This is a genomic window from Cupriavidus sp. HMR-1, assembly GCF_000319775.1.
Classification (GTDB): Bacteria; Pseudomonadota; Gammaproteobacteria; order Burkholderiales; family Burkholderiaceae; genus Cupriavidus; species Cupriavidus metallidurans.
Genome location: NZ_ANKP01000145.1, coordinates 1 through 16,928 on the forward strand (window position 1 = coordinate 1; position 16,928 = coordinate 16,928).

The following is a 16,928-nucleotide window of genomic DNA, read 5'->3' on the forward strand; positions in this document are numbered from 1 at the left end:
CGGAACGCGCGGGGCGTTCCGCCAACGTCAACACCGCCCGGGGACCCGGGCACTCGAACGGCAGGCCTTCGGCCTCGAACGCGGGCAGGGCGTCGTCCCCTGGGCGATGGCGCGGGAGCGATCGACCGGGCCTCCGGCCCCCGGGTGTTTCCCTCGGGTCCGGTACCGCCCCTGAACGGTGTCCTCGTTCAGCTCGCCCAGCAACGTCCTGCCCGACCAGGCGGCGCGCTCTCGCGCGTCGCAACGCTGGCACCGTGCCTGGGCACGGCTTGACCATCCACCCCCGCACAGCGTTTCCCCCGGAACCGCGCACGGCGCACCACCCAGTCCACGGCATCGCGATGCGTTCCCGCGCTGGGTGCGGGTCCATTCCCCTTTTGCGCGACTGCTCCCTTTCGCCTCCCGACCGACGTGTAGCCCAACCCGTTCCCCTGTTGGGGCAAGGCATCGCTGGCGCTCCTCGTCCTCTCCCGGTCCCTTCGGGCGTGCGGCATCCGGCGACGGCCTGGCCCCGGTTCCCGGGCTGGTCTGTTTTCACGTCACGGCGAAAACGGGAAGCAGAACCCACTCAACAGGAGAGCAGACATGACCCGCACCCAGCAACGCATCGCGACCACGAACGTCCTGGCCCAGGACGTTCCCTTTTCGATCCCGGCTCAACAAAAAGCAGACGTGGTGAAGCTCGACCGCGACACCTGCCTGCACTACGACCTGACCGGTGGTCCGGTGTACGTCACGCGCGAGGCCGCAGAAAGCCCCTACATCGAGCAGGCGCTGGAATGGTTCACCGACGCACCGGGCAGCATCGAAACCGGGATGACAGTGGTCATCGCCCCGGGCCTTGAATGCCTGTTTGGCTTCGATCCGCACGCCTCGAATCGGGATGCCTTCTTCCTTTATATCTGGAAGAACTAACCCACGGCCGGGCGCTGCGGCGTCCGGCACACCCTGACCCTCACGGACCCACGACCATGACCATCCAGTTCTTGCCCCGCATCACCGTCGAGCTGAGCGCCGACGAATGGGACCTGTACGACACCCCGGACCGCGACGAGGCGGCGCGCACGCTCAGCACGGCGGCCGGTGCAGCGTTGACCCAGGCCTGGGCCCTGATGGCGGGCCTGCACCCGGTGTCGATCATCGACGCGCACCGCTACGCGTTGGAGCAATGGGAGAAGGTGGCCGACCGCCTGGACGACGTGGGCGCATCGGACACCGAGCCCCGCGCGAGGATGGCGACGCTGGCACGGGACTACCTGCTGGAAAGCCCGGGCAAGGCGTTGGACCAGCAGCGACGTGCGGCGCACTGAACCCCAGCCGGGTGCTGCGGCGCCCGACATCACCACCATGAGGAGCACGACGATGACCCGCACCCCCAAGACCCGGACGCTGTACTCGGTCCGCTACTACCGCACCGGCCACGTGGTCGGCACCGCCATCGGGCGCAAGGCCCGGCTGATCCCGCTTCGGATCGCCCGACGCATCGCGCGGCGCTTGCGCCGGAGCGGGCTGGAGGTTCAGCTCGCGTCCATGGTTGTGCGCCTGACCCCGGCGCAAGCCGAGCACCTGGCGCGGCGCTACGGGTAAGGAGTGGACCAGGCTCTGGGCCGTGCTTTGGCACGGCTTGACGTGCAACAGGTGACGTGAGAGCCTGGTCGTACAGCACGAGCGACCGGTGATCTCCTCCCGCCGGTTGCAATGCTCGAAGGGCCAGCGTTTATCGCTGGCCCTTCCCATGTGCGCTACTCGGAAAACCTTGAAACCCCTTGCGCTCGCGGAGCTTGCGGTTCAACCCGTCAATGGCTGCGGAGCCCTGGGACAGACTTCTAGCGTTCAGGCACCTGGCGCGCCGTCATACCCCATGTTGTTTGAAGGTGCAGGGTCTGGGAGCCCCATCGTTTTGCGGAGGCGGTGCAGGTTTTGAGCGATGACGCCCTTTACATCCGTCACCTTGGCGGTCTTGTGCACTTCGAGCCAGTAGTCGTTGAGCCGATCGTCTGGCACGTTGAAGCGCTGTAGCCAGTGGTCCGAAGCCACCGCACTGTTCAGGAGAGGCGCAGTGCTGTTGATCGTGCCGCTTTGGAGTGTATCCAGCGTCTGGGCCACAATCGGCCGCAAGGCCGCATTGAGCACGACATACGCGGCCGGCGCATTCGGAGGTAAGCCCGGTCCAGCGGAGACACCGGATTCCGGTGCCACGCCGGCCTGAATGACCAGGCCGGCGGCACCGAGGGGCTGACGCACGAACCAATCGGGCGGAAGGGCCAACGACGTGGCACCGCCAACGGCTTGAACAAGAGGACCGCTCAGCGCCGTAAGCCAATCCACTGTCTTGATCTGGTTCTCGAGCGCGCGGATGTTCAGCCTGGCGGGGTTGCCCACGTCGATCCCTGGGCCAAACCGCCGCGAGTAGAAATACTCGCCGGCCTCATTAGGTTCGCGCCCCATAGGGGGCAGGTTGACCGCGAGTCCCGCATGGCCGTGAACGGTCGGTAGCGCCTCAGCGAATGCGTTGAACATCGCTTCGAAGATGCCTGGTTGCTGAACGAGGAATGCGCGCGGGACCGTGAAATCGAGCACGTCAAGACCGATACGCAGAGCGGCTTTCCAGTCGCTCTGGCAGAACACCGTGTACTCAAAAAATCCGGTGGCTTCCTTGTCTTCGGCACTCGTCATGGCGCACGTGAAAGCCTTATCCACCGAGACGGACTTCGCCAGGCGGGCGAAGCCCGGCGCCTGGTCGTACGGCATCGGCTGCATGCCTTCAGCGTAGAACCAGCGGAGCGGCCCTTTCTTCGACGGTTTTTGTCCGGCCGCTTCTTCCAACAACTGATAGTACGTGCGCATGGCGGCGTCGTATTGCTCGAAGCACTTGATGAGCGCGTCGCGAACGTCGGCGGTGTATCCGCCATTGAAGTAAAGCACGCCGCGCACGACCAGCGCTGCTCCGGTGATGGCCTTCCGGTGCCTGGGCTCGTAGAGTCCGAACGGCAGCGTGTCGGCGCGCCGGGGATCTTTCGCCCAGGCTTCGATCTCTTCATTTGTCATTGTGACGCTCACAGAAGTCCGCCTCCCGCTGCAGGTGAAGGTATGGGGGCCGGCGGCAACATCGGACCGAAAGGCCCTGTCTTCCTTTCGGTGCCGAACAGATCGTCGAGATCACGGTCGGACTGCGATGCTGGTTCGCGCGCGGTCGACGTCTCTTGCTTCGACTGCTTGCTGCCGCATTCGCAATCGCCGGGGTTGATCGGCACGAACTTGCTCGGTTGTCCCGCAATACGAAGGTAATCGTCCTCCTGGTCCGGCCCGTACCCGTCGTCAAAAAACTTCATCTCGACCACGCGCTCGAGATTTGACTGATTCGGCGGCTGTGAAGGATCGTTGACGATCACAACGTCAGGGCGTCGGATATAGCCCGCGCCGGCCCTGTACTCCTTGCGGCCGCCGGGCCAGAACTGGTTGATCCACCGGCGCAAGTTACTGACCGGTTCCAGGGGAGCCTCGTCGTCCATCATCGGGATGGGCGGATTGGCCTTCATGTTATACGGTTGCTCGGGGCGATACTTCGTCGGTACGCCTGTCAGCACCATGGATTGTGCGTTCAGAGCGTCGAGGCGCATCTGGACGCACCATTGCCGGCGAACGTGTCCACGAACGTTGGCGGCACCGACACGCTCGCAGTTGCAGTATGTGCCGCAGAGGACTGCTTGCTCATCGGGGGGCAGGTTCTTGATGAGACCGACCTCTGTCGTCTGACCGGCCCCCCCGGTTGTACCCCCGGACGAAGTGCCGGGCGAATAGCCGCTCATACCTCGTTCTCACTCCCTGGGTGACTGAACATCAGCGACGACGCCTCTTGCCCTTCGAGCCACTCCGTGAAACCGTTGGCGTCCGTCTTCCCCTCCAGGGTTCGCCCGTCGGATGATTTGATTGTGTACGGATGACCTGCAACCGGCTGGCGCGTGATGTCGTCGAGAACTTGAAAGCGCCCACGGTAGGGCGTTTGCGTGTTGCTCTCGGACACAACGCTCTTTCCACCGCCGACAGTGGCACCGGGACCGGACGTAGGTTCAGCAGTGGGGTTGTTCTGCGATGCGATGAGAGTGGCGCCGCAAGCGGTCGTATCGCCCTCGGATGCTACGGGCCGACCATCGAACGTCACGCCGAGATTTTTGACCCCGACGATTGGATAGATCCCCCCACACTTGGGGCACGACACCTTGTCGCCCAAGAGCGCAAGAGGGACCCCATCTGACTTGTTTTCTGGCGAACAGGCCAATACGCGCCCCCCGTGCGAGGTCGTGTCGCCTTCGCGAATAAATGCAAAACCCATCTTCTGTGCCCTCTCTCATTTTTTGGTCGGAGGAATGTAGCACAGCGGGTTTTCCCCGAGCCAGCCTGTCAACGTTGACAGGTGTCGGGGCGGTGGGGGGAGGTCCGTCAATCGTCGATCGGATCGTTGAACGTGGGGCTGTCGTTCCCACCACCGCTGCGATTCATCCCGGGCGTTACCTTGTACCAGCGGAAGGCTTCCGAGGGCTTCACCGCGTTGTTCGCCAGGTGTACCGCCTCCTCGTAGGTGGTGGCAGGGTCGAGCCACACCTTCGCCTCCTCTAGCGTCAAGACCAACGGGCGGCGATCGTGGATGTCGCCCAGCAGGCCCGAGGCGGCATCGGTGACGATCACGAACCCGTCGACCATGCCCGGCGTGCTGGGCGGTGGGGCACCTTCGCGCACGCTGGACAGACCGGCGAAATAGGTGGGCGGGCCATCTGCGGTCTGGATGAACCACGGTTGCTTGCGGCCCGGGTCCCCGGTCCATTCGTAATACCCGTCGCATGGCACGAGCACCCGGTGCGATTTCCACATCCATTTCCAGGCGGAGGAGGACGACTTGTCGAGGCGTGCGTTGATGAGCATCGTCTGCTTGCGCTCGACGGCCCAGGCAGGGCGGTAGCCCCACGTTTGCAGACGTGGACCGTCGGGGGTAATGATTGGCTGCCGGCTTCCGGGTGAAACGTTCCAGCTCGGCCGGAAGATCTCAGGGTCGTTCAGGAAACGTGGGTCGTTCGCGTCAGCCATGAGCGGCTCGACGTAAAACAGGTCCTTCTGACCGCGGGAGTAACGACCACACACGGATGTCTCCTGGTGGCGAAACGGACAGCGTAACCCATACAAGGCCTAGGCGGCGGGCTCCGCTGGTGCTATGGGCGTGGCTGGCACCTCGGCAGCCACAGCCGGTGCCGCTGGCTCTCCGGCAGGCATCTCCACAGCGGGAGCCACGGTAGCGTCGTATTCAGCCAGCCAAGCATCCAACTCAAGCACGCATAGGCATTCGTTGTTGCCGGCGTCCTGCTGCGCGCCCTGCTGCGCGACCCCAGCCACACGGAACAGTTCGTCAACGACGGGACCGCCCGAGTTGCCCTTGCGGATCAACTGGTTGATTTCGAAACGCTGCAAGCCGGTGCGTGGAAAACGCGCTGTCACGATTGCGGGTTCAATGTTGGCACGTCGACCGTTGTTCCAGTTTGGGAAGCCGATGAGGTGGGTCGGTGCATGACGATTGATGGACGCTTCCATCCCTACGAAATGACGATGGGCCGGCGGCGCACCCTCGAACTCGAGCAGCGCCAAATCCCGATGCGGATGCCGATGCACGACGCGCAAAGGCCACCGCTGACCAGAGACCGGGTCGATCGCTGTCACGGTCAGACCCTGCACCGCCGGCGCGTTGACGTCCGTCGTGAACGGGATTTGTCGGGCATTCGGACCGTCCCCGAGCTGGTACTCACCTTCGCCTCGGAAAACGTGATCACATGTGATCAGCCGGTTGCGTTGCTTATACGCGAACGCGGTGCCCTGGCCGCCCACCATCGTGGGTTGCCCAGGGGCGGGCGGTTGATAGTCTGCTGCCCACTCCACCACAAAGACGGCGCGTTCTGCGTCTTCGGCGTTACGGACGATCGCTTCGACCGGCAATGTTCGCGCGGCGAAGTCCGTGTTGCCGTCGCGCTCCCGCGCTACCAGTCGATTGTATTTCTCGGCCAGGCGGGTATAGATCGCGTCCGAGTCCCCACGAACCATCCGAACGTACAGCAGCCTTCCCCACAAGACGTTCTTCAGCGACGGTGTTTGACCCGTCCGGGTCTGTCGTTTCCACGGACGCTTTTCGTAGGTGAGGGGAGTGCCGTTGGTCACGCGCTGTTGCCATGCAGCTTGTGCAGCGTCGTACCCGTACGTGTCCCACGCGTGCAAGGCGCCGCGAATCTTGTCGATGAACGCACGCTTGACGTTGGTGAACTCGTTGATGACGATGCCGGTGACTTCCATGCGACGGCGGCGGGTCGACATTCGCGTCTTAGACGGATTGATCTGGAAGTTGTGCTGATTGATGATTCCAACCAGCTCTTGGCCGAGTGTCACCACGCCGCTGTCGAACGTGCAGATGTTGGCCGGCAGGGCTGCTCGACTGGGCGCCGAAAAGCTGAACGTGATGTCGTCCGCGTAACGCGTGTAGGTGGCTCGGTGACGCTTTGCCAAGGCCATCAAATCACGGTCCATCGAACGGCACACCTGGTTCGATAGAAAAGGCGAGGTCGGTGCGCCTTGAGGCAGCTCGTTCCCGGCAACGCACATCTGCGCCAATACCGTCGCTACCTCATGCGAGTAGTTGAACGGGGCCTTTTTGAGGACGCCTCGCACGCGGTAAAAGCTGATCGACGGGAAGAACGCTTCCAGGTCGAGATTCAAGACGAACGTTGGGCGTCGCTCAAGATGCTTGCGTGCGTTGGTGACGATACTGCGGTCTTTGATGAATGCGTGCGCGCATGGTTTCGGCGTTCCTGCGCGCTCGTACAAATGAGCAAGCACTTTCTCCTGCAACACCTTTAGCCGGCGACGAGGCGCTCGGATCAGGCGAAACCCGCCGCTGCGTTTCGCCATCAAGAACGATTTGTAGGGCGGGTGGGGGTATAGGATTTTCTGGACGTTCTCGTACGGGACACCGAGGACACCGGTTGAAAACACGCCGACGTTCATGCGCTGCCAAGCGTTGAACAAGTCCTGAGTTTCGGCGAGGGCCGGCAGCAGAATGGCGTTCGGAATGTTCATTGAAGGAAAGGGCCGCTCCGGGGAGCTTTCTCCTGTACCTGCTGCGCGCAATCACGCACAGTCCAGTTGCCCGGTGGATCGGGGATACCATGCTGCAAACGTCTGCGTTAACGCGGACGAGATTAAGTGGTGCCCGGAGCGGCAGTCGATTTTAAGGTGTGATGTTATGCCACCGCAATGGCCGTTATTCTCGGTGCTCGTCTTTCTTGAGCAGGGACGCCAGGTGGTGTGCCGTTTTGAGGACGATCGCACGCTGGGCCGGGGCCAGCCCTTTCAGCGAGGCGATGAGGGTGCGGGCTTCGTCGGTGGGGTGCACGGACGCGGAGGTAAGAATCTCCTCGATCGGCACGTCCAGTACGTCACAAAACATGACGAGGCGCTCGATCGAAATCGCGACCTTGCCGCTTTCCAGGCGCGACACGCTCTCCTTTTCCAAGCCGAGCTTGTCGGCGAGCACCGCCTGGGTCCATCCGCGGGCCCGACGAACAGCGGCCAGCCGCTGACCGATCCCTTGGACCATTTCCTTCGCACTCCGCTCGTCGACCACCTTTGCCACAACCAGAATCTCCCCGCACGTCATCCAATGACGTGAAGTGTGTCGTCTGGCTGCGTCTTTGTAGATGACTCACTTTGTAACTGATGACGCAAAATGCATTTTACGGGCGTTTTGCACCAAAATAAGCGTGCATAAACCCGTACCGTGGCACGGGCGTGGGCGGATCGGGTGGAGGGGAGGCACTGGGCCGAGCCTACGCGGCCGGGTCCGGTTTCACGCGGGCGGCGCGCTCGCGGGCCCTCTGCTCTGGGGACTTGTCCGCGGCAATCGTTCCGGTCGGCGGCTCGATGGTGTAGTCCCCGCGCACAAGAGGGGGAGCAGGTGCCGTAGCACGGGTTGAGGCGATGGGTCTGGTGGGAGTTGACGTGCTCGATGCAGGCGCCGGCGCCGGCGGTGGCCCTGATCGGTCTATCGCGTCCAGTTCGCGCTGGCGCTCCGCAGCAGCGGCGACGTACGCCGGGGATTTCATGGCTCGATTATCGAGGATCCCGTAAGCGACGAAGGCGAGGATGAAACCCAAAAGGGCACCCCCGAACAGACCGCCCATGAACGTGGCGCCCGGGAAGCACGCGATCACGAGCCATGCCGCGACGCACGACCATCCGTAGACCGTCCAGAAAGAAGGGAAGCACTTCGCCATGCGGGGCCCGTAGTGCTGCTCCACGGCGATCCTCAACCCGGCTTTCCGTTGCTCCTCGTCGCACACCCGTTTCTCGGCTTCTCGGCGATGCCGGGCTTGCTCTTGGTAGGCCGCCTGTTGCCGCTCCTGCTCGACACGGGAGAACTCGTTCCGGGCGAGGTCGCCAGCGGCGCGCTTGATCGCGTTGATCGCCAGTTCACGCGAGCACCGGAACCATTCCTTTCCCTCGCGGTGCTTGCGAAGGCGCAGGTGGGCTTCCCGTTCGACCGCTCGCGCGTCCGGCACATGCGTCGAATATTCAACCACCACGGGATGGGGCGAGTGCGTCCCGTTGAGCTGCGCCGCGCGTTCGTCGGGCGTCCCGGTGGTGAAGCCGACCTTGACCAGGCCCGGCATCGCCTTGTTCGACATCACATAGACGTAGCCTTCCACGGTTCCCTCCGTTGGGGACGTGTTCAGTGCAGATTGTCCGCAGCCTGCCAGATGGTAGCGAGCTGGGCGTGAGCGTGTGTCTTCGCTTGGGCCGCACCGGCGAGCGCATTGTGCAGCGGGGGCAGTACCCCGTTGTAGGCGGCGACGGCTCGGGCGAGCCCCTTGCACGGTCCCATGTCCGGGATGACGTCGCCGACCTTAACGTTCCCACCGTCCAGGCAGGACCCGCGCCACTGAGCAATGCGGCCGTTGAGGACGTTCTCTGCCGATGTGGCATCGGTCTGCACCCGGTCGATCGAATCGTCGGCGATCGAGATCTGAGCCTTGTCGACGCTCATCTGACCAATGATGACACCGGCCTGGCCTTGCGCGACACCGTTCCCGGTGGCTTCGAGGCGCTGGGCGCGATCGAGCTTCGCCTGTTCGATGCTCACGGCGTGATCGTAATAGGCCTGGGCCTTGGGCAGACGTTCGAGGTGCTGGTGGGCGCTTGCGACGAAGCGGTTCAGGCTGTCCGTCAAGGCGCTCACTTGGCGGTTGAGCTGATCGACCTGCTGTCGTCGCTGGCGCGCGGCGATGATCGGCTGACCGGCCTGGTTGAGCTGGGCCACCACGGTGTCGAAATCGGTGGGTTGACCCTTGGCGAAGTGCTCGACCCCCGTTTGGGCGCCGTTGGCGATCGTGATGTCGATACTGCTTCCGGTCACCGTCCCGCTGAAGTTCTGCCCGATGGGCAGAGGTGTTTCCAAGACGGTGAGGGTGAGGCTGTTCCCGTCGACCGAGCCCGACACGTTCGCGCTGCTCGATGTCAGAGTGCCGTCGTTCTTCAACCCGGCGTGACGGAGCGTGCCGGTGAAGCGATGGTCGGGCGTTTCGGTGATTTGGAGGAGGTCGGCCTGGTTGCCGAAGTGGGCGACGTAGGACCCGGAGACGGAGCGCTCACCGCAGCCGGCGAGGAGGAGGGTGCTCCCCACGATCGCCGCCAGGCACGTGGACAGTCCTCGGCCTTTGCGTTGTTGGTCCTTCATCCCCGCCCCCGATCTCGAATCGCATTTCCTTGTTGTCGGAACAGTATAGCTGCAGCGTGCGGCGCCAGGACGAGGACGTGAGCCTCCCTTGATGCGCAGACACCGATGAACCATCAGCGTGTGCGAGGCAGGCCCTCACCGTCGGTCAGTGGGTGCGGAAGGTGTTCCAGGTGTCGGTGTCGAAGTGCATGGACGCCATCACTTCGAACAGGTACAGCTCCAGGTCGTTGTCGATCTGGACGTAGGCGACCGACATTTCCCGCAAGCGGCCCTGGGCGGTGAGGAAGACCTCGCGGAACTGGTCGTCCTTCATGGCCTGGTCGCGCTTCATTTCGTGTGGGAAGTCCTCGCTGGCCATCTTGTAGACCAAGCTGGCGGTGAAGTGCGATTCGAAGTTCAGGTGCTGCACCAGACGTTTGACCACTCCGCGGGAGATCCCCACGTACACCGGGCGGTCCTCGTCGATGAACACGTAGCAGCCGGGGAAGTCGGTGGAGTGCCCTAGCTTGGCGAGCAGCTCGCGGCGGGCGCTCTTGAACCCCACGAACTCGGTGGCCGGCATCGGTGATTGGAGGGAGGCCTTCAACCGTTCTAGATGAGCAGGGAGGACCCTGGCGGCCAGCTCGTCGAAGGTGTGGGTGCAGTTGTCGATCGGCATGCGGGGATCAGCGTGGTGGAGGGGAAACGCCGATCATACCCGGGCGCACGGGGGATACATTCGATCGCGCCCACAGGTGCTCGGCAGGGCGGCTCGAAAGTATGCACAAGGGGCTGGGCATACTCGACGGAAGCGGCTCACGATCGGTGCAAAACCCGACCAGCAGGGCATTCCGGAAATACCGCCAATAGCCCGCATCAATCTGTATGCCCGGTGTATCAGAAGGTGCGATTTTGGCCGGGCATACAGCCTTACACAAGCTCTGCACAAGGGATCAGTGCTTTACACCCCGATAATGCTGCATCATGGGCGACTGCTTCTCGGCTTTCTCTGGCTTTTCCTGTTTGCCGACTTTCTCGGCCCTGGCGGAAGTCGCGGCAAGGTCGGGCGATTCACTCGCGGTCACGGTGTTCTCGCCTTCAGCGGCAGGTACGGATAGGGCTTCTGACATGCATTCCTCTCGGGCGGCAAGCGGCGCAGGTGCCGGGCCGCCGGTGTATCGGTTGCCGGCGGTCTGGTGGCGTCTGGATTACAGGCCCACCCCGTGCACGGCGCAAAGGTGCATTTTACTGCGACCCCACACCTCGGCTTCGTGCCGGATTCTCATTTTTGCTGGGATTTTCCGTTCTGGACTCAGACGCTGCCCGCGATGGCGTCCAGCGCGACGCGCGCGAGGAACCCGCTCCGGGTTTCGTGGCGACGTTCCACGAACATGTCGATCTTGTGCAATACGAAGCGAGGCAGGCTGATATTGATTCGCTCAGGGCGCGCGTCGAGCTTGCTCATGTCGATGTCGGCCAGTGCCCAGATCGCGCCTGCGTACTCCGGTTGGGCCATCAGCGTGCCGATCGGCGTCGCTTTCAGAACAACCTCCTCGCCAAGGGAGAGCAGTGCCACCACGTGAGTCGTGATGGCCTCGCGTGCATTGCGGACCGCTTCCTCGATGGATTCGCCGGCGGAGTAACAGCCCGCCACATCGGGCACCGTCACGCCGTAGACCGAATTCGCATCCTTGTGAATGGCAATGGGAAAGTCCATGTCGTTCCTCTTTGTACACGGCGCGCCGCTTATAGTCCGGCCGTCCTCAGAATGTTTCGGACCGTGCCTGTCGGCAGATCCTTCTTTGGATGGGGCACGGTCCCAATCAGCATGTGCTGCGGATGTTTGAAGGTGAAATGACTGCCATGCGTGCGCACCAGCTTCCACCCCTTCTGTTCGAGCAATCGGATCAACGTGGACGAGTGCAATTTCGAGCCCTGGGTGATCCGTGTGTAAGTCTACACACGGTGTTGGGGGCGCAAGTAAACTTGTGTGTCGCGAGTAACTTTATGGCGGGTGAATCGGAAAATCCCGGGCGAGATTCTGAAAGAAAGTGCGCAAAACGAAACAGGCGCCATCGGATCTCTCCGATGGCGCCTGTTTGGAGGCAGCCTGGGGGCTAGCTAAGGATCAGACTGCGGTGGGCTTCGCGTTGTCGAGCGAGAAGGGGGCCAGCAGGCGAACCATCTGCGCGAAGGCCTTCGGGTTGCCGGCCAGCACTTCACCCTGTTCCATCTGGCGCGATTCTCCGGCGTAGTTGCCGACCAGACCGCCAGCCTCAGTAATCAGCAGCATGCCGGCAGCCATGTCCCACGGCTTGAGGCCGCGCTCGAAGAAACCATCCAGACGGCCGCAGGCGACGTAGGCCAGGTCCAGGGCGGCGGCACCCGGACGGCGCAGACCGGCGCAGCTACGCGTCATCAGCGCGAACATTTCCAGGTATTCGTCCATGCCTTCCAGATCGCGGAACGGGAAGCCGGTGCCGATCAGGCAATCGGCCAGCTTGTCGCGGCGCGTGACGCGGATGCGGCGGTTGTTCAGGAATGCGCCCGCGCCCTTGCTTGCGGTGAACAGTTCGTCGCGGGTCGGGTCATAGACCACGGCTTGCGACGGCACGCCCTTGTGCAGCAGGCCGATCGAGACCGCGTATTGCGGAAAGCCGTGGATGAAGTTCGTGGTGCCGTCCAGCGGGTCGATGACCCAGGTGAATTCGCTCTGTTCTTCGCCGTCGGCCCAGGACTGACCGGACTCTTCCGCTAGAATGGCGTGCTCGGGGTAGGCGGTGCGGATGATCTCGATGATGGCCGCTTCGGCCGCGCGATCGACTTCAGTGACGAAATCGTTGTGTTGTTTGCGCGAAACGCGTACCAGGTCGACGTCGATCGACGCGCGGTTGATGATGGACCCCGCCTTGCGGGCCGCCTTGACGGCGATATTGAGCATCGGATGCATGAATTTCTCCAGGCGGGGCAACCGCGCCACGACGCGACATGGGACGCCACAGAAACAAGGGCGAATCGCGCGGGCTGCCGGGGCCGCCAGACAACACAACGAATTGTAGAAGAACGGGGTGCGTCGCCATGTGAGGCGCCGCACCGCAATTGGAAGGCAGCATTGTATAGGAACCTGGCCTCTCGCACGAGTCGACAACCTCGATCGAGACGGGCGGGACGCGCCGGATGACCGAAGTGTTGAACTCTCAGATGGATCCGATCCCGAACGGCGCGGCCGCAAGTGATCTTTCAGACATTTTCGCGCATGTGCGTGTGGTGCTGGTGGAAACCAGTCACCCCGGCAACGTGGGCTCGGTCGCGCGGGCGATCAAGACGATGGGCTTCGGGCACGTGCCGGGGAGCCTGGTGCTGGTCTCGCCGCGCGAGCAGGGAGTCGTGTCGCATCCCGATGCCGTCGCGATGGCCAGTGGTGCCGATGATGTGCTGGCCAGCGCCACGATCGTCGACAGCATCGAGGCCGCGCTGGCTGGTACGGCCTTTACCGTCGCCATGACCGCCCGGCAGCGCGAATTCGGGCCGCCGAGGCTGTTACCGCGCGCCGCCGTGGCCAAGGCGCGGTCGGTGCTGGAGGCGGACCCCGCTACCACGGTCGCCTTCGTATTCGGTAATGAGCGCTTCGGCTTGCCGAACGACGCGGTATTGCGCTGTTCGGCCGTGACGCATATCCCTGCCAATCCGGCTTACGCCTCTCTCAACCTGGCCCAGGCCGTGCAGCTCATCGCCTATGAGATGCGGCTGGCCTTGCTAGAGGCGCAGGAAACGGCCGGCGGGCTCCCGGACGTCGCTGGCGATATCGGCTATGCTGGTGACCCCGCCAACACCGAGCAGATCGAGGCGATGTTTGGCCACCTTCAGGCCGGGCTGGCGGCGATCGGCTTTCTGGACCCGGCGAATCCGCGCAAGCTGATGCCGCGCCTGCGCCGGTTGTTCGCGCGGACCGGCCTGGAGCGCGAGGAAGTGAACATCCTGCGTGGCATCGCCAAGCGCATGCTGCTGACGGGCGATGCAAAGCACGACGACAACAAGGAAGACTAGTTCCGTGGCGATTTTCCCGGCGTACATCATGCAAGGCCTCATCCGTGGCGCGGCGTCTGGTCGCCCGGTGGTGGGGCGTGCGTGCGCGCATTTGCCGGAACGATGTTGAGCCTGGTGCTGACCCGGGACGTCGTTTCAGACTCGTTCTGAGGCGGCTTTCCAAGAAGCCCTGACGTCGTCAGGGCGGGGCGGCAGGCGCGCAAATCTCTTACACTCGCTGTCTCGCGCCAGAGCCGTCCCCCCCACACCGACTGCTCAGTACCGGCCAATGACCTCGGCGGCGACCAGTTCCATGAACGGCGCACGCTGCGGCAACACGACACGAAGAAGATGTTCACTCGCCTGAAGGAAGATATCGACACAATCATGCTGCGCGACCCCGCCGCGCGCAGCCGTCTGGAAGTCCTGACCTGCTATCCCGGGCTGCACGCCGTGATGTTTCACCGCGTGGCCAATGCGTGCTGGCGGGGTGGATTTCACTGGCTGGGGCGCTGGATCTCGCACTGGTCTCGCTTCCTGACTGGGATCGAGATCCACCCGGCGGTCAAGCTGGGCCGTCGCGTGTTCATCGACCATGGCATGGGCGTGGTGATCGGCGAAACCGCCGAGATCGGCGACGATTGCACGATTTACCAGGGTGTGACGTTGGGCGGCACGTCGCTGTACAAGGGCCAGAAACGCCATCCGACGCTGGGCGTCGGCGTGGTGGTGAGCGCCGGCGCCAAGGTGCTCGGCGGCTTTGAGGTGGGCGCGGGCGCGCGCGTTGGGTCGAATGCCGTAGTGCTGAAGCCTGTGCCGCCTGGCGCGACGGCGGTGGGGATTCCGGCGCGCATCATCATGCCCGATGCGCCTTCCACGCAGCAGGGCGCGAAGCAGGAGTTCTCGGCCTACGGCATCACGCCGAACGCGGACGATCCCGTGTCGCTGGCGCTCAAGAGCCTGATCGACAACGCGGCCAGGCAACATGACCGCATCGAGGCCGTGCTGGCCGCGCTCGACCGGCTCGGCGAGCATCTCGAGAACACGCCAAACGGCCGCTTCGACGCGAGCGAGCTGCGCAAGCTGATGAAGTAGTGGAGGCACACGCCGGTCGGCGTGGCGGTCGGCGCGAGCCCGGCATCGTCAGTCGACCTGCGGCAGCACGCGGAAGCCGGTGTCGTCGAGCTGGAGCACGGCGGCCCGTGGATGGCGGCCGTCGAGGTCCCAATCCGTCAGCACCCAGCGCTCGCCGGCTTCGTGTGTGTGGCGTGCGGGACGGTGCGTGTGGCCGTGCACCAGCGTGCCGGCCCCGCTCGAGGCGAGCAGTGCGTTGACGGCGTCCGGTGCTGCATCGCCATAGGTGACCGGCACCGCGTCGATGTCCTGGCGCGTGCGCCCGGCCTCGCTGTCCGAACGAAGGCGTCGGGCGATCGACAGCCGCGTGCCGAGCGGCAGCAGCAGGAACAGCCGCTGTACCCAGCCCTTGCGTGTCCAGTGGCGAAAGCGCATGTAGCGCTCGTCGTCCGTGCACAGCATGTCACCGTGGCTGAGCGCCACGCGATGGCCAGCACAGGCGATCACCGATGGGTCCGGCAGCAGCGTCGCGCCCGCCCTGGCCGCGAATCGACGGCCAAGCAGGAAATCACGATTGCCGTGCATCAGATAGACCGGCACGCCGGCATCGGCAAGCCGGCGCAGTGCGGCGGCAACCTCGGCCGCGAACGGCGAGTCGGTTTCCTCATCCCCTACCCAGAACTCGAAAAAGTCCCCCAGGATGAACAGCGCGCGCGCACCCTGCGCCGCACGATCGAGCACGCGGTGGAAGGCCGCCAGCGTGCGCGGCATGTCGGCCGTCAGGTGGAGATCGGAAATGAACCACGCCGGCGCCTGCACCTCGATCGGGGCGGCCACCGGCGTGCGGGTGGGAGCGGTCATGCGGTCCGGATGTCTGTATTCACCACGAGCGGCATGCCGCCTGTCGTTCGAATCGACGTTAAACGCGATTACTCGACAATCGTGGCCTTCTCGATCACGACGTCCTCGAGCGGCACGTCCTGATGGAAGCCCGAGCTGCCGGTGCGCACGCCCTTGATGGCGTCGATCACGTCGGTGCCTTCCACGACCTTGCCGAACACGGCATAGCCGAAGCCTTGCGGCGTGGGCGAGCTGAAGTTCAGGAAGTCGTTGTCCACCACGTTGATGAAGAACTGGGCCGTGGCCGAGTGCGGCGCGTTGGTGCGGGCCATGGCAACCGTGTAGCGGTCGTTCTTCAGGCCGTTGCCGGCTTCGTTCTCGATCGGCGCATCGGTATCCTTTTGCTTCATGCCCGGCTCGAAACCGCCGCCCTGGATCATGAAGTTCTTGATGACGCGGTGGAAGACCGTGTTGTCATAGTGGCCCTTGCGCACGTACGACAGGAAGTTCTCGACCGTCTTCGGGGCCTTCTCGGCGTCCAGTTCGATGACGATGGCGCCTTGCGTGGTTTGGAGTTGTACCTTGCTCATGGGGTTACCTCTGTTCGATGATGCGATGACGATTGTATTCGGGGTTGCCTGGGGTCACTTGGTGACCACGGTGGCCGACTCGATCACGATCGGCGCGGCAGGCACGTTGCGCATGGCGCCATACGCCGTAGTCGGCGTGGTCTTGATCTTGTCGATCGTGTCCATTCCCTCTACCACCTTGCCAAAGACGGCATATCCATTGCCGTCCGGCTGCGGGTAGTCGAGGTTCGGATTATCCACCACATTGACGAAGAACTGGGCGGTTGCCGAGTTCGGGTTCGACGTGCGTGCCATGGCGACGGTCCCGGCCTTGTTCTTCAGGCCGTTCTGCGACTCCAGGGCGATCGGCGCCAGCGTCGGCTTTTCCTTCATGTCGCGGTCAAAGCCACCGCCCTGGACCATGAAGCCGTTGATCACGCGATGGAAGATCGTGCCGGAATAGAAGCCGCTTTTGACGTAGCCCATGAAGTTGGCCACGGTCTTCGGGGCGGCATCGGGGTACAGCTCGATAGTGAACTTGCCGGCGCTCGTCACGAACTGCACGCGCTCGGTCTTCGGCGCGGCGGTGGCGGGGCTGGCGCCCTGGGCCATTGCGGCCAGCGGAGACAGGGCAGTGGCGGCGGCCATCAGGCCGGTCAGGACGATGCGGCGGG

General features: G+C 63.8%; 21 protein-coding genes. 5 read left to right on the top strand and 16 right to left on the bottom strand.

Annotation, left to right across the window (positions count from 1 at the left end; translation table 11 throughout):
- Nucleotides 1-585: 585 nt before the first annotated feature.
- From D769_RS17845 to D769_RS17855, 3 genes are read left to right on the top strand one after another with little or no spacing between them, the layout of a single operon-like run.
- On the top strand, nucleotides 586-915 hold the full coding sequence (locus D769_RS17845; protein ID WP_008647735.1) for a hypothetical protein: 330 nt from the start codon (nucleotides 586-588) through the stop codon (nucleotides 913-915).
- A gap of 56 nt (nucleotides 916-971) precedes the next feature.
- The gene (locus D769_RS17850) at nucleotides 972-1,310 is read left to right on the top strand and encodes a hypothetical protein (RefSeq protein WP_008647736.1); all 339 of its coding nucleotides are present in this window, start codon (nucleotides 972-974) and stop codon (nucleotides 1,308-1,310) included.
- 52 nt (nucleotides 1,311-1,362) lie between these two features.
- Entirely contained in the window at nucleotides 1,363-1,587 is a 225-nt protein-coding gene (locus D769_RS17855) for a hypothetical protein (RefSeq protein ID WP_008647737.1), read from the top strand.
- Between the two features lie 246 nt (nucleotides 1,588-1,833).
- On the opposite strand, the gene D769_RS17860 is transcribed toward D769_RS17855, so the two are convergent.
- The 13 genes from D769_RS17860 to D769_RS17910 all read right to left on the bottom strand — a co-directional run bounded on the left by D769_RS17860 (nucleotide 1,834) and on the right by D769_RS17910 (nucleotide 12,695).
- Nucleotides 1,834-3,048 carry a DUF3396 domain-containing protein gene (locus tag D769_RS17860; RefSeq protein ID WP_008647742.1) on the bottom strand — a complete coding sequence of 405 codons (1,215 nt, stop codon included), beginning with the start codon at nucleotides 3,046-3,048 and terminating at the stop codon, nucleotides 1,834-1,836.
- 8 nt (nucleotides 3,049-3,056) lie between these two features.
- Nucleotides 3,057-3,809 carry a VRR-NUC domain-containing protein gene (locus D769_RS17865; protein ID WP_040011109.1) on the bottom strand — a complete coding sequence of 251 codons (753 nt, stop codon included), beginning with the start codon at nucleotides 3,807-3,809 and terminating at the stop codon, nucleotides 3,057-3,059.
- Nucleotides 3,806-4,333, bottom strand: a complete 528-nt coding sequence (locus D769_RS17870) for a PAAR domain-containing protein (protein ID WP_008647746.1) — start codon at nucleotides 4,331-4,333, stop codon at nucleotides 3,806-3,808. The genes D769_RS17865 and D769_RS17870 overlap by 4 nt, the downstream gene beginning before the upstream one ends.
- A gap of 107 nt (nucleotides 4,334-4,440) precedes the next feature.
- Complete coding sequence (locus D769_RS17875; protein WP_008647749.1) at nucleotides 4,441-5,136, bottom strand: SOS response-associated peptidase; 696 nt, start codon at nucleotides 5,134-5,136, stop codon at nucleotides 4,441-4,443.
- 45 nt (nucleotides 5,137-5,181) lie between these two features.
- On the bottom strand, nucleotides 5,182-7,110 hold the full coding sequence (locus D769_RS17880; RefSeq protein ID WP_008647751.1) for a reverse transcriptase domain-containing protein: 1,929 nt from the start codon (nucleotides 7,108-7,110) through the stop codon (nucleotides 5,182-5,184).
- Nucleotides 7,111-7,294: 184 nt separating this feature from the next.
- Nucleotides 7,295-7,666 (bottom strand): helix-turn-helix transcriptional regulator, encoded by a 372-nt coding sequence (locus D769_RS17885; protein ID WP_152415019.1) that lies wholly within the window; start codon nucleotides 7,664-7,666, stop codon nucleotides 7,295-7,297.
- A gap of 193 nt (nucleotides 7,667-7,859) precedes the next feature.
- A complete protein-coding gene (locus D769_RS17890; RefSeq protein ID WP_008647755.1) occupies nucleotides 7,860-8,738 on the bottom strand; it encodes a GIY-YIG nuclease family protein in 879 nt (292 codons plus the stop codon).
- Between the two features lie 23 nt (nucleotides 8,739-8,761).
- The gene (locus D769_RS17895; protein ID WP_008647757.1) at nucleotides 8,762-9,766 is read right to left on the bottom strand and encodes a hypothetical protein; all 1,005 of its coding nucleotides are present in this window, start codon (nucleotides 9,764-9,766) and stop codon (nucleotides 8,762-8,764) included.
- Between the two features lie 145 nt (nucleotides 9,767-9,911).
- Nucleotides 9,912-10,424: a hypothetical protein gene (locus D769_RS17900; RefSeq protein ID WP_040011110.1), complete on the bottom strand. Its 513-nt coding sequence runs from the start codon at nucleotides 10,422-10,424 to the stop codon at nucleotides 9,912-9,914.
- 274 nt (nucleotides 10,425-10,698) lie between these two features.
- Nucleotides 10,699-10,875, bottom strand: a complete 177-nt coding sequence (locus D769_RS32380; protein WP_008647762.1) for a hypothetical protein — start codon at nucleotides 10,873-10,875, stop codon at nucleotides 10,699-10,701.
- Nucleotides 10,876-11,057: 182 nt separating this feature from the next.
- Nucleotides 11,058-11,462, bottom strand: a complete 405-nt coding sequence (locus D769_RS17905; RefSeq protein WP_008647764.1) for a type II toxin-antitoxin system HicB family antitoxin — start codon at nucleotides 11,460-11,462, stop codon at nucleotides 11,058-11,060.
- 29 nt (nucleotides 11,463-11,491) lie between these two features.
- Nucleotides 11,492-11,671, bottom strand: coding sequence for a type II toxin-antitoxin system HicA family toxin (locus D769_RS31195; protein ID WP_008647766.1), 180 nt, complete (start codon nucleotides 11,669-11,671; stop codon nucleotides 11,492-11,494).
- 202 nt (nucleotides 11,672-11,873) lie between these two features.
- On the bottom strand, nucleotides 11,874-12,695 hold the full coding sequence (locus D769_RS17910; protein ID WP_008647768.1) for an inositol monophosphatase family protein: 822 nt from the start codon (nucleotides 12,693-12,695) through the stop codon (nucleotides 11,874-11,876).
- Between the two features lie 251 nt (nucleotides 12,696-12,946).
- On the opposite strand from D769_RS17910, the gene D769_RS17915 reads away from it, so the two are divergent.
- Both D769_RS17915 and cysE read left to right on the top strand, forming a co-directional pair.
- Complete coding sequence (locus D769_RS17915) at nucleotides 12,947-13,792, top strand: RNA methyltransferase (protein ID WP_234706953.1); 846 nt, start codon at nucleotides 12,947-12,949, stop codon at nucleotides 13,790-13,792.
- A gap of 330 nt (nucleotides 13,793-14,122) precedes the next feature.
- Nucleotides 14,123-14,866, top strand: a complete 744-nt coding sequence (gene cysE / locus D769_RS17920; protein WP_008647777.1) for a serine O-acetyltransferase — start codon at nucleotides 14,123-14,125, stop codon at nucleotides 14,864-14,866.
- A 48-nt stretch (nucleotides 14,867-14,914) separates the two neighbouring features.
- Here cysE and D769_RS17925 read toward each other — a convergent pair whose 3' ends face one another.
- The 3 genes from D769_RS17925 to D769_RS17935 form a co-directional block, all read right to left on the bottom strand.
- Nucleotides 14,915-15,706, bottom strand: coding sequence for a UDP-2,3-diacylglucosamine diphosphatase (locus tag D769_RS17925; protein ID WP_008647780.1), 792 nt, complete (start codon nucleotides 15,704-15,706; stop codon nucleotides 14,915-14,917).
- 68 nt (nucleotides 15,707-15,774) lie between these two features.
- On the bottom strand, nucleotides 15,775-16,275 hold the full coding sequence (locus D769_RS17930) for a peptidylprolyl isomerase (protein WP_008647781.1): 501 nt from the start codon (nucleotides 16,273-16,275) through the stop codon (nucleotides 15,775-15,777).
- A 54-nt stretch (nucleotides 16,276-16,329) separates the two neighbouring features.
- Nucleotides 16,330-16,928: peptidylprolyl isomerase (locus tag D769_RS17935; RefSeq protein WP_008647783.1), on the bottom strand; the 599-nt coding region annotated here is incomplete at its 5' end.